Below are 19292 nucleotides of genomic sequence, written 5' to 3'. Positions count from 1 at the left end.
GATTACTTTTGCAATGCACTTTTAATTGCTTCAGTAAGTTGGTCAGGACATGATGTAGCTTTCATGCCACAGCGAATACCTTGACATTTGCTTATAATGTCTTCGGCTTTCATACCTTCAGCAAGAGAAGCAATACCCTTTGTATTTCCGTTGCAACCACCCTCAAAGCTGATGTTTGTAATGATATGGTTTTCGTCCATATCGAAGGTTATGCTTCTTGAGCAAACGCCACGAGTTCTATATTTATAGGTCATAGTTTTATTCCTCCTTAGATACAAAAAGCCGACACCGCAGAACGGTATCGGCAAAAGCTTTTTATCAATCGCTTGTATAAGGTAAAAGTGAAAGATAACGAGCGCGCTTAATAGCAACTGTAAGCTCACGCTGATGATGTGCACAAGTGCCTGTTACTCTGCGAGGAAGAATCTTCGCTCTTTCAGAAATAAAACGGCGAAGTCTTGCGATATCCTTATAGTCGATTACATCAACTTTATCTACGCAGAATGCACAAACCTTTTTACGGCCCTTGCGACCGCCTCTGCGGTTATCTCTTTCGGTTCTTTCAGCCATTGTAATTCCTCCTTTATATAGGATAAGATGTGTTTAGGATTAAATCAGAAGGGGAGATCGTCATCTGTCGGAATCTCTTCAAAGGCATCTGTATTGCCTGTTGAATAAGATGTAGCTGGAGCATTATCCTGTCTTGAGTATCCGCTGTCGTTATATCCGCCCTGATAGTTATTATTATCATTAGAACGAGCTGATTTAGGTTCTGCGAAGTGGCAGTTATTAGCCCAAATCTCAAAGGTTCTTCTCTTGATACCCTGTTTATCGGTATAAGAGCCTGTTCTAATAGAGCCATCAACGGCAACGAGTTGACCCTTGTGAAAATATCTGCTGACAAATTCCGCAGTCTTACCCCAAGCGGTAACATCTATAAAATCAGTCTGTTCTTCTGAACCAGTTCTTGTGGGTCTGTTGCAAGCAAGAGTGATTCTAACTACTGCTGTGTTGCCTTGAGTATAACGAAGCTCTGGGTCTGCTGTAAGTCTGCCCATGATACAAGCTACATTTAACATACTAGCTCTTCCTCCTTAAGCTTCCTTCTTGATGATCATAGAACGGAGAACACCGTCTGTAATCATAAGGACACGGTCAAACTCTGCAGGGAACTCAGCTTCGCTCTTGAAATCAAAGAGTACATAATAAGCCTCAGTTTCCTTGTTGATTTCGTAAGCAAGTCTTCTCTTACCCCACTCATCAACATTCTCAAGAGTACCGTTCTTAGAAACCATATCCTTGAACTTTGCGATTGTTTCAGCAATACCCTCTTCGCCAAGCTTGAGAGAAATTACAATAACAGCCTCATAAGAATTAATTACTGCCATATTTACTGCACCTCCTTTTGGTCTTGTGGCCCGCAAACATATTGCGAGCAAGGGGAGTTGGTGTCAATACACCAACATTAAAATTATATCAGCGAACAGTTGTTTTGTCAAGGTTTTGCAAGATAAAATTTTTAAATAAGTGGTTGTATCTTTTGCAGTAATATTTTATTTTTCAGATGATTTATTAATATTTTCTTCGGTTATCGAACCATCTATTTTTATTTCTTGCTGTATAGCAATATCTTCAGTGCAGGTATATGTTCCTGTAAGAATCAGCTTTCCATTAGAGATTTTTTGAGTATATTTCTTGGTGTATGATTTTGCATTATTTAAGCTAAATGTTTCAAGAAGAGAAAGCTGTTTTTCAGCAAGAGTTCGGGCTTGCTTTTCTGTGCGTTTAACTTTTATATTCTCATATATATTATAATTTTCTGTTGTTATTTTTATAGGTAATTGAGTGCCAAAAAGTTCGATATTTTCGTTTTTTACTTGAGTAGAAATATAACCATCTGGTGTTCCGTAAATGCTTATCGGAAAGCTAACCCAAAGCAAAGAAAGACTTTTTTTATATGTATTAAAATCGTTTTTCTTAAGAACAGTTTCTTCAAGTGGAACGCTTACAGAAAGAGTTTTCTTTGTTTGTGCATAGATTTTTGCATCAGAATGTTTGAGTTTAAATCCGCCGACATCGTATTCCAAGATTCCACTTACGAGCATTTGCCCTTTGACAACAGCTTCTCCGATTTTAACTGAGGGTTTGCCTTCACCAGCCCCAATACCAGTTATAACGCCATCTGAGCTTGCTATAATGTTTGATGGTGTTTTATCAGTTGGAGCTTTCTTATCAATTCTCGGACTAAGCTCTATATTTACAAGAGTTCCAGTTATATTTATCGAAATCCAGGCGATATTATCCATATCTATAGTTGCTTGCTGTTCTATATCCTGAATATTTATGTCTGAAATCTTAGCACCTTCATAAAGTCCAAGTGAACGCAATTCTTCTCTTAGTTCATATTCATTAATACTGCCACTTGTATTGATATTTATGTTCCAAATATAGCCAGAAAGTATAATCGAAATTGCAATATAAAGTATTGCACCTACGAGCAAGCCACTCCTAATTTTATATTGTGATATTATAAATGGCAGACCGCCTTTTTTTGTGCATTTCAAGGTAAGCTCACAGCGTTTTGCAAAGGGACGCAGAAATTTATATTCTCTTGCAGCAACATAAGCTGTAAGAGAACTACTATCGGAACGCATACCCCAAAGCTGTATGCCATTTTTCATAGTCATATTTAGTAGGCGTTCCGGAAATTTTCCCTTAGCAGTAAATTTTGCATAGCCGGAAAACCATCTTAAAAGTCTAAGTATCAAGAAAATTTCCCCTTTTATCTAACATACTCAACAGAGCTTATATAGCCTTCAATGACCATAGATGAATCCGACATACAACGAATAAAAAGACCACGCCCTTTAAAGGCAACAATCATCTTGCCTGTACTAATTTTAATGCAACATTCATTATATTCGAGTATGCCACTGCTTCCATCAATAATTGCCTCACGATTACTGTTTATTTCTATGTGTACAGAACTTTTGACAATTCCATATGGAAGTCCAAACCCACCAAATAAGCGAGGCTTAGATTTATCATTTTTCTTTTTTTTCATAATAAGCCACCCCGCAGTTTGTTCTTATATATGTTTATGCTTTTGGCTGTCTGAAAATCACTACAAAGAGGGAAGATTATTTGCATTACCAAACCTTCCAAAGACAAATAAAAGTTTCGCTCGAGGCGGCGAGCCACCGCCGCCAAGACGCGGAATCGCTCGGCTTTGCCTCGCTCGTGGCGAGCGTGGGAAGAAAGTTGCCGCGGTCGAGGAAATTTCCAATGAACTGCCGTTTAGCTAACCGACTTTCCCTAAGACAGAAAAAAGTTTCGCTCGAGCCTTTTCAAAGGCTCGCAGGGTTGAGGGACGGAGTCCCTCATGGGTTTTAAGGGCAACGCCCTTAACTTTTCTTGCCCCTAAAAATTCTACATTTACAAGTAGGAAATAACTGCCGTTGTATTCTTTTCAATATAAAAATATTGAAAAATATCTAAAAAAATGCTACAATTATGTATTATAAAAAATTAAGAAGGATTTTATATTTAAAGAGTTTTGTGGCGGTGTAGTGATGAAAGATTGGATTATTACAGAAAATGATAAGCTCAAGGCTAAAGAGCTTGCAAAACAAAGCGGTATTCCACCGTTTTTGGCAATGCTGCTTTCCTCAAGAGGAATTGATACAGTAGAAAAAACAGGAGTTTTTCTTTCTGATGATGCAGAACTTTCCGACCCTATGCTTATTAAGGATATGGATATTGCGTGTGAAAGAATAAGAAAAGCTGTTGTTTCTTATGAAAAGATATGTGTATATGGCGATTACGATTGTGATGGTGTTACAGCGACAGCCATTCTTTTTTCATATCTTGAATCTGTTTTCGCTAATGTAATGTATTATATTCCTACTCGTGAGGGAGATGGCTATGGCCTTAATAAAAATGCAATAACAAAGCTCAAAAATCAAGGGGTAAGCTTAATAATCACTGTTGATAATGGTATAGCCGCCGTTGATGAAGTAGATTATGCAAATTCTCTTGAAATAGATACCGTCATAACAGACCACCACAGACCACTTGATGTTCTTCCTAAAGCTATTGCCGTAGTAGACCCACATAGAGCGGATTGCGGTTCGCCTTACAAGATGTATTGCGGAGCAGGGATAGCGCTTAAACTCGTTGCCGCTCTTGAGGGTGGAGATTTCTTCACAGCACTTGAAAATTATTCAGATTTAGCCGCCTTAGGAACAATTGCAGACTTAGTTCCTGTTGATGGTGAAAATAGAATTATAATAAAATACGGATTAAATTCTCTTGCAGTTTCTGAAAGAATTGGTTTATCGGCATTGTTTGAAAAAGCTGGTATAAATGTAGATAAGCTTTCCGCAGGAACAGTTGCGTTTTCAGTTGCACCAAGAATAAATGCAGCAGGCAGAATGAGTACAGCAGAATCTGCATTAAAGCTTTTACTTACCGAAGACCCAGACGAAGCAGAACGGCTTGCAGAAAAGCTTTGCGAGGAAAATAATCAACGCAAGGATATAGAAACAAATATTTCTGATGATATAGATAAGATTATTGCTGAACACCCTGAATATCTTCTTGACAGAGTTGTTGTAGTTGATGGAGAAAATTGGCATCATGGAGTTATAGGAATTGCCTCGGCGAGAATGACAGAACGCATAGGAAAGCCAGTTATAATAATTTCTACCGAAAATGGAGAATCTCGTGGTTCGGGTAGAAGTATCAAAGGATTTTCTTTATGTGACGCTATTTTTGAATGTGGAGATTTGCTGACTAAATATGGTGGTCACCCAATGGCAGTTGGCTTTAGCATAGAAAAAGAAAATATCTCTGAATTCAGACGCAGAATAAACGAATATGCTAAGACCTGTGAAGAAGCAATTCCATCAGTTAATATCGAATGTAAGCTAAAGCCTGAGGCTGTTTCAATTTCGGCGGCAAAGCAGATTGCCTTACTTGAACCTTTTGGCTTTGGAAACGCAAAACCTGTATTTGCACTTTGTGATATGAGGCTTGATAAAGTCACAGAGATGGGTGGCGGAAAGCATTTAAGACTTTCATTAAGTCGAGGTCGAGCAAGAATAAGTGTATTGAAGTTTTCTACAACTCTTAATGAGTTTTACTATAAAGAGGGCGATATAATAGATGTTGCTGTTACTCTTGATGAAAATGTTTATATGGGTAGGGAAAATGTTTCAATTATTGCTCGTGAAATAAAGCTTTCTGAAAATGACAATAAGGCTTTACTTCTTGAGCAGAGAAGCTATGAAGCTTTTCTTAGAGGTGAAACTCTTGATAAACAATTTCTTGCAGAAAATATCCCTACAAGAGAAGAATTTGCTGTTGTTTATAGATATATAAGAGCATCTAAGGATAATGCCTATTTACCAGAAATTTTGATGCACAGACTTAATATGAAAATAAGCCTTTTTAAACTGCTGTTAATTCTTGATATTATGAAAGAATTATATCTCACAACAATGAACTCTGATGGCGGAGTTTATTATATAAAAATAAATGATGTCAGCGGTAAGGTAGACATAAATGCCTCTAAGCTGCTTAGAAAATTGAAGGAGTGTGCTGGTTATGGAAGATAAGGAAAGGACATTAACAGAAGCTGAGGCTGATGAACCCGAGTGTAAATCTGAACAAAAACCTGAACCAAGGACTGAGGAAAATTCTGAACAAAATGCAGATCCTGAGTCTAAGGAAAATTCCGAAGATGAATCTGAGCTTGCTATAATTGCAGAGGAGGCCCCTGCTGATATTACAAAGGATAATTGCGGAATTGTAAGTAAGGATTTAGAGTTTTATAAGGATTTCAATGACCTTATAGAGCTTATCAATCAAAGTGACCATATTTATGATATGGATTTAATCAATAAGGCATATCGTGTTGCATTAAAAGAGCATGGTCATCAAAGACGCTCTTCTGGTATACCTTATATTTTTCACCCTGTTTCTGTTGCGTATATTCTCGTACAGCTTGGTATGGATAATGAATCTGTTGCCGCTGCACTTTTGCATGATGTTGTAGAGGATACACCTGTTACTCTTGATGAAATCCGTAAGGAGTTTGGCAATGAAATAGCTGAACTTATTGATGGCGTTACAAAGCTTGGTAAAATTCCATATTCTTCAAGAGAAGTACAGCAGGCAGAAAATATTCGTAAAATGCTTATGGCTATGGCAAAGGATATTCGTGTTATTATCATCAAACTTGCTGATAGACTTCATAATATGCGTACAATCGAATGTATGAAAGAACAGCATAGGCGTGATAAGGCTCTTGAAAATATGGAGGTTTATGCTCCTATCGCACATAGACTTGGTATTCGTGCTATCAAGGAGGAAATGGAGGATTTATCCATACGCTACCTTGACCCTGTTGGCTATCGTGAAATTGAGGACGCTATTGCTCTCAAGAAAGAGGATAGAAAGCAGTTTATTCAAGATACGATTAAGATGCTTCACGAGCGTCTTGACCCTGATATTCCAAATGTTTATATTGAGGGTAGAGTTAAGAGCATTCATGGAATATACCGTAAAACCTTTATGAAGGGCAAAAATATGGACCAAATTTATGATATTTTTGCTGTTAGAGTTATAGTTGATACTGTTATCGACTGCTATAATGTTCTCGGTGTAGTTCACGATTTATTTACTCCGCTCCCTAATAGATTTAAGGACTATATTTCTACCCCTAAGCCAAATATGTATCAGTCATTGCATACCACAGTTATTGGCAAGGACGGTATTCCGTTTGAGATTCAGATTAGAACATGGGAGATGCACTATACTGCTGAATATGGTATAGCTGCACACTGGAAGTATAAGCTTGGCATTTCTGGCAAGAATGATTCTCTTGATGACAGACTTGCCTGGATTCGCAAAATGCTTGAAAATCAGAGTGATGATGACGCTACCGATATTGTCCGTACAATTAAGATGGACTTAGTTCCTGAAGAAGTTTTTGTATTTACTCCAAAGGGTGATATTATCAGCCTGCCAACAGGTGCAACAGTAATAGATGTTGCTTATGCTATTCATACCGAGGTTGGCAACAGAATGATTGGTGCAAAGGTAGATAAGCGAATTGTACCAATTGATTATAAGGTTCAAAATGGCGAAATAGTAGAAATTATAACTACTAAGGAGAATGGCTGTCCAAAGAGAGATTGGCTTAATATTGTCCGCACAAGTGAGGCAAAGAGCAAGATTCGTTCTTGGTTTAAAAAGGAAAAACGAGAAGAAAATATTATTGAAGGTAAAGCACAGCTTGATGCGGAATTTAGAAGACTTAACATTGATATTCCGTCTGAAGAGCTTGAACACTTCCTCTTTGAAATTATAAAGCGTCAGAATTGCAAGAACCTTGATGATTTCTATGCTTCCATTGGTTATGGCGGTATCCAGCTCTGGAGAATTATGCCAAGAATCAAGGAAGAATATGTAAAGCATTATGAAAAGCATGATAAACCCGATATGCCTCAGATTACAGAGGTCGCCAAGAAGAAGGTAAGTAATGGTGTTATTGTCAGCGGAATTGATGATTGTCTTGTGAAGTTCTCAAAGTGCTGTAATCCACTTCCGGGTGATGATATTATCGGCTTTATCACAAGAGGCTATGGTGTTTCTATACATAAGAAGTCTTGTACAAATGTTCCAAAGGATATAAAAAACGCACCTGAACCACAGCGTTGGGTTAAAGTAAGATGGGCAGGAGATGTTAAAGAAAGCTTCCAGACTACTTTGCAAATTATTGCTGTTGATAGAACAGGACTTCTTGCTGATGTTGCAAGTTATCTCTCAAGCTTACATATATTTATTCATAGTCTTTCTTCAAGAGAAGCTAAGGACGGAATGGCAATTATAGACGTAACTATAACTATTAATAGCATAGACCATTTAAAGAGCATAATATCAAGACTTAATACCATAAAAGGTGTTTCATCTATTGGCAGAGTTTAAAGAAAATATATTGGAGTGAAATAATTGAAAGCTGTAATTCAGAGAGTAGCCAATGCTTCTGTCACTGTTGATGGCGAAGTTAAGGGCAGTATTGAGAGCGGATTTCTTATACTTCTTGGAGTAGAAAATGGTGACAATGAATCAGAGGCAAAAACTCTTGCTGCAAAAATTGCAGGACTTAGAATATTCACAGATGAAAATGATAAAATGAATCTTTCACTTTTGGATATTGATGGTTCAGCACTTGTTATATCTAATTTTACGCTTTGTGCAGACGCAAGAAAGGGCAGACGGCCAAACTTTACAAATGCAGCTATGCCTGATATTGCAAATCCGCTTTATGAATATTTTTGCGAATGTTTGCGTGAAAATGGTGTCAAAAGGGTAGATCAAGGAGTTTTTGGTGCTGATATGAAAGTACAGCTTTTGAACGATGGCCCTGTAACACTTGTCATCGATTCAAAAGAGCTTGCAAAGCATTAAGGAGGATTTTTTGATGAATGTTGAAACTTTTGCGGTCGGCATTATGCCTACAAATTGTTATGTTTTAACTGATGATAGTGGCTTAGGACTTATAGTTGACCCAGCCGCACCCTCACAGAAGCTCAGTGAAAGAATAGATGATTTTGCCGAGGGACAGATTAAGTATATTTTGCTGACTCACGGACATTTTGACCATATAGGTTATGCAGATGAGCTTCGTAAGAAAACAGGTGCAAAAATTGTTATCTATAAGGGTGAAGAAAAGTTTCTGCATAATTCCGGATTAAATCTTTCTTCGTTTATGGGTGGCTTGAAGATTGAACCTTTTAATGCAGATATTATCGTAAGCGATGGGGAAGAAATTCCATTTGGTGAAAATAAAATCAAGGTTCTTTACACTCCGGGGCATACATCTGGAAGTTGTTGCTATATGATTGATGATATACTTTTTACTGGTGATACTCTTATGACTGGCTCTATGGGAAGGACTGATTTTCCTACTGGCAACTATAATGATATTTTGCAATCATTGAAAAGACTCAAAAATCTTGATGGTAATTATAGAGTTTATTGCGGTCATGGTCCTGCAACCATGCTTGAACATGAGAGAAAAACAAATCCTTGTATGTGAAGATTAAAAATTAAATAGCAAAAAACAAAATGTATCGAACTGAACTTCCGCACTCCAGTCCGATACATTTTTTAATGAAACTGATGTTTAATACAATAGATAATAAGCCTCAAAAGCCCATAAACTATTTCTTAAATTATATCATAAAAAATCCGAATATTTATAAAGTGGTAAGAAAAGGCTGTTTTCTGGTAAACTTTGTTTTTAAAAACGTTTTTCGAGATGAATAAATATAAAAATATTAATTTTATGTGATTTAAAACCATTTTTAAAATAAATTTTTTAAGCAATATTGACTTATATAAAAAACCGTATCTATAATAAAGCTATAACTCCATATGTGATTATGGCTTTTCGCTTAAAAGATGATATAATATATGGATAATCGAATATAAAAATTTCTTAATAAGCTTAACCAAGTGTTGATAAAATACAGAGGAGAATATTCTGAATGTATAATATCAGCTATAACGAAATGCTTGTGCTTTATACCTTGCGTGAATTTGATTTTTGTACGCAGAAGCAGATTTATGATAGTTATATGCTTCTAAGGCAAGCTATGAGTTATACAAATTCATTTATGCGTGCTAATGAAATTTTTGAGCTTAGCTTAAATTATAATATTAGAGGAACGGACAGTTAAGGCTATGAGCAAAGATAAAATATCTACTATGGCCAAATTAGTCTTGGAGTTTAATAATATACTAAATTTATTTTTAAATGAGAAAGTGTAACTTATAAAAGAGTTTTCAAACAGTAATTTTTTGTATTGAAAAAAGTGTGAAAATTTTATATTTCTATCTGAATATTATTAGTTCTTAGCCAAAAATCCGTTTGAATAATATAGCTTAAAATCTGTGGAGCTTTCATAAGCTGACCATACCAAGGAGAGGTAATGCTTTCAGGATTTTCAATAATATTTTCTACGGTATTTTTATCTATAATATCGTAAAGTGGAGAACTTTTATCGTTAAGAACCTTTCTTACAGTGGAAACAGCAAGCTTGAAATAAAGTGGATTGTGCGTTTTTGGATATGGGCTTTTCTTTCTCCAGACTATTTCGTCGGGCAGTAAACCCTCAAAAGCTTTTCGTACAATACCTTTCTCTCTGTTATTAAGGCTTTTTAGTTTCCAAGGCATATTATAAGCATATTCAACTATTCGATAATCGCAGAATGGCACTCTTACTTCCAGTCCTGAATACATCGACATTCGGTCTTTGCGGTCGAGAAGTGTCTGCATAAACCAATCAAGATTTAGTTTGAACATCTCACGCATACGACTATCAAGCTTGCTTTCGCCGTCAAGCTTTTCAGCACTTTGACAGGTGGCAAGGTATCTTTCACGAACATATTCGTCACCATTTTTAAGCAAGCCATTTTTGAGAATTGAATGTCTTATATCGAGTGAGCGTGACCAAGGAAAGGTATCTTCAAATAATATATTTTTGTTATGATACCAAGGATAGCCACCGAAAATCTCGTCTGCACATTCGCCAGAAAGTGCGACCTTGAAATCCTTTTTAACTGCTTTACAGAAAAGTAGAAGTGAGGAATCAACATCGGTCATACCTGGCAAATCCCTTGCAAGAGTTGAGGCATAAAGTGCATTAAAAAGCTCAGAATTATCAATGAGAACATTTCTGTGTTCAGAACCTATTGCAGTAGAGATTAGATCTATAAAGTCGCTGTCAGGTGTCGGCTGAAATATACTTTTCTGAAAATATTTTTCATTATCTTTGTAGTCAACAGAATATGTTGTGAGAGTGTCAAGCTTATTTTTTCTATAATAATTTGATGCAACATAGGAAATTATGCTTGAATCAAGTCCACCAGAAAGAAATGTGCAGAGAGGAACATCTGATACTAACTGTCGCTCAATAGAATCTGTAATAAGTTCACGAATATGCTCAATGGTTTGCTTTTCATTATCCCTATGTTCATAGGCTCTTAGCGTGAAATATTTTTTCTTGCGAATTTCCTTTCCATTATAGGTTGCACATTCACCTGGCAATAGTTCTTTTATGTTTTTTATAACACCAAAGCCTGATGTTCTTGCAGGACCAAGCAGAAAAACTTCATATAAGCCCTGTTCGTCAATTTTTGGCTCAACAATAGGATTTTTGAGCAAGGTTTTTATTTCAGATGCAAAGAGCAAGCCGTTTTTATATTCATAATAAAAAAGTGGTTTTACACCGATTCTGTCACGAGCAAGAAAAAGCCTTTGCTCATCATCGTCCCAAATAGCAAAAGCAAAGATGCCATTAAGCTTTTCTACGCATTTAGTTCCCCAACAGAGATATGCAGTGAGTACAACTTCAGTATCACTATGACCGAAAAAGCTGAAACCTTTTGAGCGAAGTTCGCTCATAATTTCGGGCGAATTGTAGATTTCGCCATTATATACGATAGTACAGATTTTTCCCTTATAGGCTTTTGTCATAGGCTGTTTGCCACTTTCTATATCTATGATGCTAAGTCGTCTATGAATAAGACAAAGATTTTTTCGCATAAAGATTCCGTCTTCATCAGGGCCACGATTAGCAAGGCTTAAACTCATATTGTCGATAATATGTTGATGCTTATTTAAATTATTAGTTTTATCGAACCAACCTGCAATACCACACATAAAATCACTCCTTTAAATACAGTATATGCATATTTCAAAAAATATTGCTTATTGGCGGCGAACCGCTGTACCCAAGACAGATAAAAGTTTCGCTCGAGCCTTTTTAAAGGCTCGCAGGGTCGAGGGACGGAGTCCCTTGTAGGTTTTAAGGGCAACGCCCTTAAGCGGCGAGCCGCCGCACCCAAGACGCGAAATCGCTCGACAAGTCTCGCTCGTAGTGGGTAAGGGAAGTTTTTTATCGCGGATAATGAATTTTCCAATGAACTACCGATTAGTTGATGAACTTATCTAAAACAATTAAAAGTTTTGCTCGAACCTTTTTAAGGGTCGGTAATTTCTTTAACCGAGTTAATAAACTTTAAATTATTAAAAATTAGGAGAATTTAAAAATGAAAAAATTAAAAACAATATCAGCCTTATTGGCTGTAATGATTTTATTGAGTGCATTTTCTGCTTGCTCTGGGAATGACACTAAAAATGTTGAGCCTTCAAAAGAAAGTTCTTTAGATAATACTTCTATTGAAAGTTCTCAAAGCTCAAAAGCTGAAGAAGGCCTTATTTCTAAACAAGAAAGCTCTTTAGTTGAAAGCTCGAATGAAGAAACTGATGAAATTTCCGAGGAAATTTCTAAAATGACTCTTGATGAAAAAATAGGACAAATGTTAATGGTTGGTATAGATGGAACAGAAGTTGATGATGATTTCAAAGAATTTGCAGAGGAATATAAGTTTGGAACAGTTATTCTTTTTGGCAAGAATATCACAAATGCAGAACAGCTTGTTAATCTTACTAATTCTATAAAATCAACCGCAGGAGATATACCGTATATAATAGGTATGGACGAGGAAGGCGGTCTTGTTACAAGATTACCAGATGATGTTTTGAGTATGCCGTCAGCATTGACTATTGCAGGCTCGGAGGATACTGAATATTGCTATAATGCAGGTTATCAGATAGGAACACAGATTACATCGTTTGGTCTTCATACAGGTTTTTCGCCAGTACTTGATATATGGAGCAATCCAGATAATACAGTTATCGGAAACAGAGCATACGGAAAAACTTCTGATGATGTATGCAAATATGGTATTGCAGATATGCTCGGTTTAAAAGCAACAGGAGCGATTCCAGTTGCAAAGCATTTTCCTGGACATGGTGATACTGAAACAGATTCACACTATGGACTTCCGCTTGTTACGAAGTCAAAAGAAGAGCTTTGGCAAAGTGAGCTTTTGCCATTTAAGAGTGCTATAGAGAATGGTGTTCCTATGATAATGGCAGCACACATATTATGTACAGAATTAGATGAAAATTATCCTGCAAGTATGTCAAAGAATATTATTACAGATTTACTTCGTGACGAAATGGGTTTTGAAGGAGTTGTAATAACTGATGACCTTACTATGGGAGCAATAAGTGAAAGCTATTCTTTTGGCGATGCGGCGGTTTTGTCGATAAATGCTGGCTGTGATATTCTTTCAATATGTTTTGGGGAAGATAATGTAAAACAGGCAGTTAAAGCCATAAAAGAAGCTGTTGAAAATGGTGCTATTACAGAGGAAAGAATAGATGAATCAGTAAGACGAATATTAAAGCTTAAAGAGGATTATAATGTAACATCTGAAGGTGTTGAAATGCCTGATATAGATGAGCTTAATTCTAAAACAGCAAAATTTCAGTAAATAATTGGTGAAAATTCTCAGCGTGAAATTCTCGGAAATTTGCTGAGAATTTTTTTTATTTTGGTAAAATAAATATATAAAATTATCTTATAGATGACCTTAATATTAAAATTTTTTATACACATAGAAAAAATTGTACAAAAATAACAGCTTTAGGAATATATTGACAATATACTATATTGTGCTGATAGTATTAGAAAATATCATTTAAGAAAGGATTGATAAAATGTTTAAAAATGGCTTTAAAAAGATTCTCGCAACATTATTAAGCACTGCTATTTGTGCAACAATACTTGTACAAACTGTATCGCCAGCGTTTGCGGCAAACGAACTTAACCCAAAGTATACTTATACTAATGGTGATTACACTTTTGAGAAGATTTCTCATCCAAACTCTCCTATTGAGAGTGCCGACGGCATCGTTGATTACATTGGCAGCGGAAGTGTAAGAGTATGTTGATGGACAATCCTCGGGCGAAGGTGACAGAGGTCAATCTTATAGCTATGCTTCTGCTACATCGAGTAGGGTCTTTTTATACTGTCTGCACAATTTGGGGCAGTTCAAAATGCAGTTGGAGCTTTTATTTTTCATCTATAATAACAAAAAAACCCCTCGAACGCAGTGTTCAAGGGGAAATTTAGAGCTTGTGGCAGGACTCGAACCCGTGACCTTGCTCATTACGAATTTATAAAAATAGTATAAAATATAGCTTTTGGTTACTTTTTATAAAATGTCGAAAAACCGCATATATAAGCTATTTTTAGATTGTAAGCTTTATGCCATTTTATAAAAATATAAGCCTACAATAGCAAATTATGACTCAAAAGAATGGTCGGAGATTATCCATAACAAATATTATAAAGACGAACTTGACAATAAATTTAAAGACAACAGAAGTTCGCTTAAATTTGCCATAGCTTGTTTAACTATTTATATAATAAGTTTTTAAAATTCTATTAATAAAATTCAGGCTTTCTACTTCTCAAAAATAGTTCATCTAAACATTCCTTAGGAGTATATTCACCAAGAATAGCTTTATTAACAGCCTTGCATATAGGTAAGTCTACATTATATTTTTCACCGAGAAATACAAGTGCCTTTGTTGTATCTACACCTTCAGCAAGTTGTGCGAATTTTTCGCCCTTTACAAGCATTTCACCATAACGGCGATTATGACTATATGGTGAAAAAAGTGTAGCTTCATAATCTCCAAGATGACATAAACCATAGGCAGAAAGCTCATTTCCTCCCATTGCCTTGATAAGTCTTGCGATTTCTCTTGTACCTCTTGACATTAAAGCTCCCTTTAGAGATGACAAGTGCATACCATCAAGCATACCTGCCGCTATACCAATAGTATTTTTAGACGCTGCGCCTATCTCGCTTCCGATTAGGTCTTTACCAACATAAAAACGAATAAGCTCACTTGAAAATTCATCAATAAGAAAATTCTTAACCTCATCATCATTTGAGTCAATAACCATACAGTTAGGAATACCATTGCTAAAATCCTGAGGGTGTCCGGGACCAACCCAAATGGCAAGCTTTGTTTCATTTGTTATAAATTCTGAAACAATCTCAGTAAGACGCTTTCCAGTAGCAACTTCTATTCCTTTCATACAAAGAACTATAGTTTTACCTTTTAAATCTAATTTAGAAAGTCTTTCCATAAATGAACGCAAAGCTTGAGAGCTTATTGAAATAATCATAACCTCCGCAGAAGCAATAGCTTCTTCAAGGTTATCTGTAAATTCAATAGATTCACGAAAGCTAAGCATATTATTTTTTCTTGTTGTTTTTAATTCTATAAATTGTGGAGCATCTGCAAGACCCCATATCTTAACTTTATGACCAATTTTATCGAGATACCAACCGATGAAAGAACCCCATCTTCCACAGCCAAGCAAGGTTATATTCATTATAAAATCCTCCGTTGAATCAATTATATAAAAATTATAACACATCAGATTCTGAAAATCTATATTTCACACTAAAACATAAACATTTTCTTTTAAATATTATGAATAGTTTTCTAAAAACAGTGAAATATAAATTTATACAGAAAAAAGGAGCAAAAGCATATGGATATACTTTGGGAATTTATTAGGGTTTTTATGGTCGGAGGACTAATATGCGTTATAGCACAAATATTGATAGATAAAACCAAGCTTACACCTGCAAGAATACTTGTAACTTTTGTTGTAGCAGGTGTTTTTCTTACAGCAATCGGAATCTATGAGCCAATAGTCGATTTTGCAAGTTCGGGAGCTACTGTTCCGCTTTCTGGTTTTGGATATACACTTGCAAAAGGGGTAGAAACTGCCGTAGAGGAAGATGGCTGGCTTGGTACATTAACAGGTGGTATAAGTTCATGTGCCGCTGGAATTGCCGCAGCAATTTTCTTTGGATATTTAGCTGCATTGATTTCAAAACCGAGGGCTAAAAAATAAAAATTAAGTATCATAAAATATTGTGTTTTCAATTTTAAAATAAATAAGACCTTGTGGGCAAGATTAACTCACAAGGTCTATTTTATTCTGTATGCACAGTTTTATTTTAGAATGAAATCTTTTCGTTTATATAATCAACAAGCTTGTCAATAGAAATTCTTTCTTGTGTCATAGTATCTCTGTCACGAACAGTTACGCAACCATCATCAACAGATTCAAAGTCATATGTGATGCAGAAAGGTGTGCCAATTTCGTCCTGACGGCGATAACGCTTACCGATAGAACCTGCGTCATCATATTCAACCATAAAGTGCTTTTGAAGTGTTTCAAATACTGCCTCAGCCTTGTCATTAAGCTTTTTAGAAAGTGGAAGAACAGCAGCCTTGAATGGTGCAAGTGTTGGGTGAAGTCTTAATACAACACGAGTATCCTTTTCGTCAATAACTTCCTCATCATAAGCCTCTGTCATAAGTGCGAGGAAAAGTCTTTCAACACCGAGTGAAGGCTCAATAACATAAGGAATATAACGAGAGTTGTCTGTTGGGTCGAAATATTCAAGGCTCTTGCCTGAAGTATTTTGATGCTGAGTAAGGTCGTAATCTGTTCTATCAGCAACGCCCCAAAGTTCGCCCCAGCCGAATGGGAAGAGGTATTCAAAGTCCGTTGTAGCCTTAGAATAGAAGCAAAGCTCTTCTTTGGAGTGGTCACGAAGTCTGAGATTTTCCTCTTTGATATTGAGGGAATAGAGCCAATCACGGCAGAAGCCTCTCCAGTAATCGAACCATTCAAGGTCAGTACCAGGCTTGCAGAAGAATTCAAGCTCCATTTGCTCAAACTCTCTTACTCGGAAAATGAAGTTACCTGGAGTAATTTCGTTTCTGAAAGATTTACCAATCTGAGCAACACCGAAAGGAACTTTTTTACGGCTTGTACGCTGAATATTAGCAAAGTTTACGAAGATACCCTGTGCCGTTTCAGGACGAAGATAGATTTCGTTCTTGCTATCCTCAGTAACGCCCTGAAAAGTCTTGAACATAAGATTGAATTGGCGAATATCTGTGAAGTTATGCTTGCCACAAAGTGGGCATGGAATTTGCTTTTCTTTGATGTAGTTCATCATTTCTTCGTTGGACCAGCCTGCAACATTAGTGCCGTCAAAGTCTTCGATGAGATTATCTGCTCTGTGACGAGTTTTGCACTCACGACAATCCATAAGAGGGTCTGAGAAACCGCCGAGATGACCCGATGCAACCCATGTTTGTGGGTTCATAAGGATAGCAGAATCAAGTGCTACATTATATTTGTTTTCCTGAACAAATTTCTTATGCCAAGCAGATTTAATGTTATCCTTAAGTTCTCTGCCGAGAGGGCCATAATCCCAAGTATTAGCAAGACCGCCATAGATTTCAGAACCTGGGTAAACAAAACCTCTGTTTTTACAGAGAGCTACAATTTTGTCCATAGTCTTTTCAGTATTTTTCATTTCAACGCTTCCTTTCATTGTGCGTGATATTGACATATGAATTTATTTTACCATTTTATCAGTAAATCTTCAATAGCTGAAAAGGAAAATTTGTAAAAAGGATAGTTTATATAGCAGAAATTTTAATTATTACTTGCAGAAATCAAAATCCTTTAAATTTTATCAGAATTTCAAAAAGATGTTTCCTCAAACGGAAAAATATGCTATAATCAATTTATATCATACCGAAAGGATTGAATTTGATGAAATACGATGCCCGTCCATGTCCGCTGGTTAAGAAAACTCAGTTGACTGACACAATTTTTGATTTTAGAATTTCAAATAAAGAGCTTGCAGAAATTGCTAAGCCTGGACAATTTGTCCATATCCGTGTGCCAGGAAAAACTCTCCGCCGTCCGATTTCAATTTGTGATATAAACGGTTCAGAGTTTCGCCTTGTATTTGAAGTTCGTGGAGAGGGTACTGATATACTTTCACAGACAGAGGTTGGCGGAGAAGTCGATGTGATTGCTCCTTTAGGAAATGGTTTTAAGATAGAGCCAGACAAAAGGACAGTGTTTATTGGAGGAGGTATTGGTGTGCCTCCTATGCTTTATGCCGCAAAGCAGAGCAAAAATGCAGTAACTATCACAGGTTTCAGAGATAAGAGTGCTGTTATACTTGAGAAAGATTTTAAGTCAATCGGTGAGCATATTCTTATGACAGATAATGGCTCGGCAGGTAGACAGGGGTTTGTTACAGAGGCTCTGAAAGATGTTATCGGCAATGCTGATATGGTTTGTGCTTGTGGACCAATGGTTATGCTCAGAGGTGTTGCAGAAATTGCTCGTCAGGCTGGTGTGCCTTGTCAGATTTCTTTAGAGGAAAGAATGGCTTGTGGCGTTGGTGCTTGCTTGGGTTGTGCTGTACTTGTTAATAGAGAAGACGGCACACAGGGCTATAAGCATGTTTGCAAAAATGGTCCAGTATTTAATGCAGAGGAGGTTGTATTCTGATGGCAGATTTAAGCGTAAATATTGCAGGTGTAGAATTTAAAAATCCGATTATAGCAGCTTCAGGAACTATCGGTTTCGGTCATGAATACAGCGAGTTCTATCCACTTGAGGAGTTGGGTGGAATCTCTTGCAAGGGAATTACTCTCAAGGAGCGTTTAGGAAATCCTCCGCCAAGAATAGCAGAAACTCCATCAGGTATGCTTAATGCAGTTGGACTTCAAAATCCTGGTGTAGAGCATTTTATAGAAAATGACTTGCCTTGGCTTCGTGAGCAGAACACAGTTATAATTGCAAATGTTGCAGGAAGCACTCAAGAAGATTACTGCAAAATGGCTGAACGACTTTCTGATACTGATATTGATATGGTTGAGCTGAATATTTCTTGCCCAAATGTTAAAGAGGGTGGAGTTCAGTTCGGTACTTCTTGCGAATCTGTTGGAGCTATTACAAAGGCTGTCCGCAAATACTGCCAAAAGCCACTTATAGTTAAGCTTTCACCGAATGTTTCTGATATAGCTTCTATCGCAAAAGCAGCAGAGGCAGAGGGTGCAGATGCACTTTCACTTATAAATACTCTAACAGGTATGAGAATTGATATAAACACACGCAGACCAATTATAAGAAATATTACAGGCGGTATGTCAGGTCCAGCAGTATTTCCTGTTGCAGTAAGAATGGTATGGCAGGTTGCCAATGCTGTTGATATTCCTATCATAGGAATGGGCGGTATTACTACTTGGAAAGATGCCGTTGAAATGCTTATGGCAGGTGCAGACGCACTTCAAATCGGTACAGCACTTTTCACAGACCCATATTCTCCAGTAAAAATCAGACAAGGCTTGAATGATTATCTCGATAGAAATGGTATGAGGTCTGTAACAGAGCTTACGGGTACTGTTATAACAGGCTGAGTTGATGACTTATATAGTCATTGGCATAGGGGAGAA

Annotated in this window: 19 protein-coding genes; 10 read left to right on the top strand and 9 right to left on the bottom strand. The window is 36.7% G+C overall.

Going from position 1 to position 19292, the window contains the following annotated elements; all coding sequences use genetic code 11:
- Window positions 1-2 precede the first annotated feature (2 nt).
- From C9914_RS08445 to C9914_RS08420, 6 genes are all read right to left on the bottom strand, one after another.
- On the bottom strand, window positions 3-254 hold the full coding sequence (locus C9914_RS08445; protein ID WP_022265528.1) for a TIGR03905 family TSCPD domain-containing protein: 252 nt from the start codon (window positions 252-254) through the stop codon (window positions 3-5).
- A gap of 64 nt (window positions 255-318) precedes the next feature.
- On the bottom strand, window positions 319-570 hold the full coding sequence (rpsR, locus tag C9914_RS08440) for a 30S ribosomal protein S18 (protein ID WP_022265527.1): 252 nt from the start codon (window positions 568-570) through the stop codon (window positions 319-321).
- Window positions 571-614: 44 nt separating this feature from the next.
- Complete coding sequence (locus C9914_RS08435) at window positions 615-1079, bottom strand: single-stranded DNA-binding protein (RefSeq protein ID WP_106764741.1); 465 nt, start codon at window positions 1077-1079, stop codon at window positions 615-617.
- Between the two features lie 15 nt (window positions 1080-1094).
- On the bottom strand, window positions 1095-1388 hold the full coding sequence (rpsF, locus tag C9914_RS08430; RefSeq protein WP_022265525.1) for a 30S ribosomal protein S6: 294 nt from the start codon (window positions 1386-1388) through the stop codon (window positions 1095-1097).
- 165 nt (window positions 1389-1553) lie between these two features.
- Window positions 1554-2768 (bottom strand): sporulation protein YqfD, encoded by a 1215-nt coding sequence (locus tag C9914_RS08425; protein ID WP_158707381.1) that lies wholly within the window; start codon window positions 2766-2768, stop codon window positions 1554-1556.
- Window positions 2769-2782: 14 nt separating this feature from the next.
- Window positions 2783-3064, bottom strand: a complete 282-nt coding sequence (locus C9914_RS08420) for a YabP/YqfC family sporulation protein (RefSeq protein WP_106764737.1) — start codon at window positions 3062-3064, stop codon at window positions 2783-2785.
- A 508-nt stretch (window positions 3065-3572) separates the two neighbouring features.
- Between C9914_RS08420 and recJ the strand changes: the two genes are divergently transcribed.
- The 5 genes from recJ (at window position 3573) to C9914_RS08395 (ending at window position 9749) form a co-directional block, all read left to right on the top strand.
- Window positions 3573-5618, top strand: a complete 2046-nt coding sequence (gene recJ, locus C9914_RS08415; protein WP_106764736.1) for a single-stranded-DNA-specific exonuclease RecJ — start codon at window positions 3573-3575, stop codon at window positions 5616-5618.
- Between the two features lie 271 nt (window positions 5619-5889).
- On the top strand, window positions 5890-7992 hold the full coding sequence (locus C9914_RS08410; RefSeq protein ID WP_106764860.1) for a RelA/SpoT family protein: 2103 nt from the start codon (window positions 5890-5892) through the stop codon (window positions 7990-7992).
- Window positions 7993-8016: 24 nt separating this feature from the next.
- The gene (dtd, locus tag C9914_RS08405) at window positions 8017-8475 is read left to right on the top strand and encodes a D-aminoacyl-tRNA deacylase (RefSeq protein ID WP_106764734.1); all 459 of its coding nucleotides are present in this window, start codon (window positions 8017-8019) and stop codon (window positions 8473-8475) included.
- A 13-nt stretch (window positions 8476-8488) separates the two neighbouring features.
- Entirely contained in the window at window positions 8489-9106 is a 618-nt protein-coding gene (locus tag C9914_RS08400) for an MBL fold metallo-hydrolase (RefSeq protein WP_106764732.1), read from the top strand.
- A 451-nt stretch (window positions 9107-9557) separates the two neighbouring features.
- Entirely contained in the window at window positions 9558-9749 is a 192-nt protein-coding gene (locus C9914_RS08395; protein WP_106764730.1) for a hypothetical protein, read from the top strand.
- A 146-nt stretch (window positions 9750-9895) separates the two neighbouring features.
- Here the strand turns inward: C9914_RS08395 and asnB are convergent, their stop codons facing one another.
- On the bottom strand, window positions 9896-11734 hold the full coding sequence (gene asnB, locus C9914_RS08390; protein WP_106764728.1) for an asparagine synthase (glutamine-hydrolyzing): 1839 nt from the start codon (window positions 11732-11734) through the stop codon (window positions 9896-9898).
- 389 nt (window positions 11735-12123) lie between these two features.
- Here asnB and nagZ point away from each other — a divergent pair, with 389 nt between their 5' ends.
- Both nagZ and C9914_RS08380 read left to right on the top strand, forming a co-directional pair.
- A complete protein-coding gene (gene nagZ / locus C9914_RS08385; protein ID WP_106764726.1) occupies window positions 12124-13416 on the top strand; it encodes a beta-N-acetylhexosaminidase in 1293 nt (430 codons plus the stop codon).
- 226 nt (window positions 13417-13642) lie between these two features.
- Window positions 13643-13876 (top strand): hypothetical protein, encoded by a 234-nt coding sequence (locus C9914_RS08380; protein ID WP_106764724.1) that lies wholly within the window; start codon window positions 13643-13645, stop codon window positions 13874-13876.
- A 497-nt stretch (window positions 13877-14373) separates the two neighbouring features.
- On the opposite strand, the gene C9914_RS08370 is transcribed toward C9914_RS08380, so the two are convergent.
- On the bottom strand, window positions 14374-15336 hold the full coding sequence (locus C9914_RS08370) for an NAD(P)H-dependent glycerol-3-phosphate dehydrogenase (RefSeq protein ID WP_022265514.1): 963 nt from the start codon (window positions 15334-15336) through the stop codon (window positions 14374-14376).
- Window positions 15337-15498: 162 nt separating this feature from the next.
- On the opposite strand from C9914_RS08370, the gene spoVAE reads away from it, so the two are divergent.
- The gene (spoVAE, locus tag C9914_RS08365; protein WP_106764720.1) at window positions 15499-15867 is read left to right on the top strand and encodes a stage V sporulation protein AE; all 369 of its coding nucleotides are present in this window, start codon (window positions 15499-15501) and stop codon (window positions 15865-15867) included.
- Window positions 15868-15973: 106 nt separating this feature from the next.
- Here spoVAE and C9914_RS08360 read toward each other — a convergent pair whose 3' ends face one another.
- A complete protein-coding gene (locus C9914_RS08360; protein WP_022265512.1) occupies window positions 15974-17350 on the bottom strand; it encodes a glycine--tRNA ligase in 1377 nt (458 codons plus the stop codon).
- 242 nt (window positions 17351-17592) lie between these two features.
- Between C9914_RS08360 and C9914_RS08355 the strand changes: the two genes are divergently transcribed.
- Both C9914_RS08355 and C9914_RS08350 read left to right on the top strand, forming a co-directional pair.
- Window positions 17593-18345, top strand: coding sequence for a dihydroorotate dehydrogenase electron transfer subunit (locus C9914_RS08355; protein ID WP_022265511.1), 753 nt, complete (start codon window positions 17593-17595; stop codon window positions 18343-18345).
- Entirely contained in the window at window positions 18345-19256 is a 912-nt protein-coding gene (locus tag C9914_RS08350; protein WP_106764718.1) for a dihydroorotate dehydrogenase, read from the top strand. The genes C9914_RS08355 and C9914_RS08350 overlap by 1 nt, the downstream gene beginning before the upstream one ends.
- Window positions 19257-19292 lie beyond the last annotated feature (36 nt).

Origin of the sequence: Pseudoruminococcus massiliensis (assembly GCF_900291955.1) — a bacterium.
Classification (GTDB): Bacteria; Bacillota; Clostridia; order Oscillospirales; family Acutalibacteraceae; genus Pseudoruminococcus; species Pseudoruminococcus massiliensis.
Note: the sequence above shows the minus strand (reverse complement) of the source record. Positions and strands in the feature narration are given on the sequence as shown.